The sequence below is a fragment of the Noviherbaspirillum sp. genome, from assembly GCF_036846085.1.
Taxonomy (GTDB): domain Bacteria; phylum Pseudomonadota; class Gammaproteobacteria; order Burkholderiales; family Burkholderiaceae_D; genus Noviherbaspirillum.
Genome location: NZ_DAIUCO010000045.1, coordinates 22988 through 25530, shown reverse-complemented (window position 1 = coordinate 25530; position 2543 = coordinate 22988). Strand labels below are relative to the sequence as shown.

At 58.1% G+C, this 2543-nt stretch carries 1 protein-coding gene; it reads left to right on the top strand.

Annotated elements, in window-relative coordinates:
• Positions 1 to 2543 (top strand): type VI secretion protein IcmF/TssM N-terminal domain-containing protein (locus V7080_RS07650; protein ID WP_334187810.1); only part of this gene is annotated, 2543 nt, incomplete at both ends.

Here is a 2543-nt window from a genome sequence, read left to right as displayed (position 1 = left end):
GCGGTACAGGGCGTCGGAGGGACGAGAGATTGCGACTGGTTTTTTTCCACCGAGGGCGTGCTGCTTGATACCGCCGGCCGTTATTCGACCCAGCGCGACGATCGGCCGGAATGGCTCGAATTCCTGAAGCTGTTGAAAAAGTATCGAAGCAAGGCGCCAGTGAACGGGATACTGGTGGCTGTCAGCTTTCCGGAACTGGTGCAATACAACAGCGAGCAATTCGCGCTCTACGCACGCCAGGTTCGCGAACGCATCAATGAAATCGATAATGTTTTCGGCATCAAGGTGCCGATTTACCTCATCTTTACCAAGATTGATTTGCTGGGCGGCTTCGCGCAGTTTTTTGAAGATTTGACGGACGAGCAGCGGCAGCAGGTGTGGGGAGCGACCATCACGCACGACCAGGGAAGCGAGTTCGACGCGAAGCGGGCCGTCGCGCAGCAGTTCGACGATTTGTACCGCGGGCTCGTGCAGATCGGTTCGGAAAAGCTTGCCAACAACCGGGGAAACGCGAAGCGCCCCGCGCTGTTCGCTTTTCCGATCGAATTTAATGGCATGCGGGACGCGATCGGCAAGTTCGTCGAACTTCTCTTTCAGGATGACCCCTATCACAGCAAGCCGTTACTGCGCGGGTTCTACTTTACGAGCGCGCTCCAGGAAGGCACTCCCCGGATCGCTGCCGGCAACCGGGTATCGAGCCAATTCGATTTGTCCCGACCCGGCTTCGATGCCGCACAACTGCCGGCGTCTAACGGTTTTTTCCTCCGAAAACTTTTCCAGGAAGTGCTCTTCCCCGACCAGTACCTGATTGCGCGGCAGATGAAACCCGGCAGCGCAAAGCTTCGGCTTGCCGGCATTGCCGCCGGCATGCTTGTGCTTACCGTGGCGACCGGCCTCCTGACATGGTCCTATGTCGGCAACCAGAAATTGATTGCGGACGCAAATGAAGAACTGCTGGTCGCACGCAGGCTGTCGGACAGTTCTGAACTGGTCGACCAGCTCAAGGCGCTGCAGGTCATGCAACTCCGCCTGGAGCAACTGTATTCATACCGCAAGGAAGGACATCCGTTCCTTTTGGGTCTGCAGCTCTACCAAGGCGACAAGGTCGAGCGCGCACTCCGCGCCGAGTACTTCAATGGCGTCAAAAACCTGATGCTCGCACCCGTGGCAAAGAACCTTGAACACACACTCGCCGGATTGCAAATGACATCCGCCACGACAGTCAATACTCGGGCGACATTGCCGGATGCGCCAACAGCGATTGTTCCGTCGGTGCCCAAGCGTGTTCCACAACAAAAGACCATCAGGCCACGTTCACCAGGTGGCGGTTTGCCGGTAATTCCCATAGAACACCGTGTCGGCGATGCGCACGGCGCGCACAAGTTCATGCTTGCCCCATACCGTCCCGGCTCAGAGGCAGGGGCAGTTCTCGTCCAGAGTGCCGGCGCCCCGAACAACTTCAGGCAAGCCGCAGGAAAGCACGTACTGCAGTCCATCAGGTCGTCCGTCCCGGCTGGCGGCCACCATGCCGGCACCCAGGAGCCGGTCGAGCAAAATCCGCTCGAGAACGGCTATAACGCACTTAAAACCTACCTCATGCTCAAGCAAAAGGAGCGGATGGAAGTTGCTCATTTGTCGGATCAGGTACCGAAATACTGGCGAACCTGGCTGGATGCCAACAAAGGCAAGGCGACACAGGAGGAAATCAATCGCCTTGCCGAACGGGTGATCGTGTTCTACGTGTCGCAGGTCCAGGAGCCGGATCTTCCATTGATCGAAAACCGAGAGGAACTGGTGGCCGCCAGCCGGGATGTTCTGAGAGGTGCCTTGCACAAGCTGTCGGCGAAGGAACGTGTCTATAACGAACTCAAGGCACGTGCGAACACGCAATTCGCCCCAATGACGGTCGGCCGCATTCTTAACAACACCAATCTCAACGTGGTTGCAGGTAGCTATGCGCTGCCGGGCGCGTTTACCCGCGAAGCATGGGACAAATACTTCCGGCAGACGATCATCGACGCCAGCAAAGGTGAAGTGAAGGGGGACGATTGGGTGCTCGCCGCAACGACCGAGGACAATCTGGGCACCCAGGGCGATTTCGAGCGAAACCGGGCGGACCTGGAGGCGCTTTACAAGGCTGATTACGTCAGGGAGTGGAAAAAATTCCTGCAAGGCGTTGCAGTACAGGATTTCGGGACGCTGGACAACACGGCGCAATCGCTTGCCAAGCTGGCGGATGCGCAAAACTCGGCGATCAAGCTGATACTTGCGAAAGCCGCATACGAAACCGCGTGGGACAATCCGTCGCAATTGACCAAATCACTTTCGTCCGCCAAGGATTCCGTGCTGGCCCGCACCGAACGGCTGGTGTTGGGAACAACGCCTGCGCCGACTCCGGGAGCTTCCGTGCAGCTGGGCGAAGTGGGAAGCAAGTTCGCTACGCTGGCCACCATGACCGCCACCGCCGAGGGTGGTCGGTCGCCGCTCTCCGCATATCTCGATGTGCTGGCAAAACTAAAGGTCAAAGTCGGGCTGATTGCGGC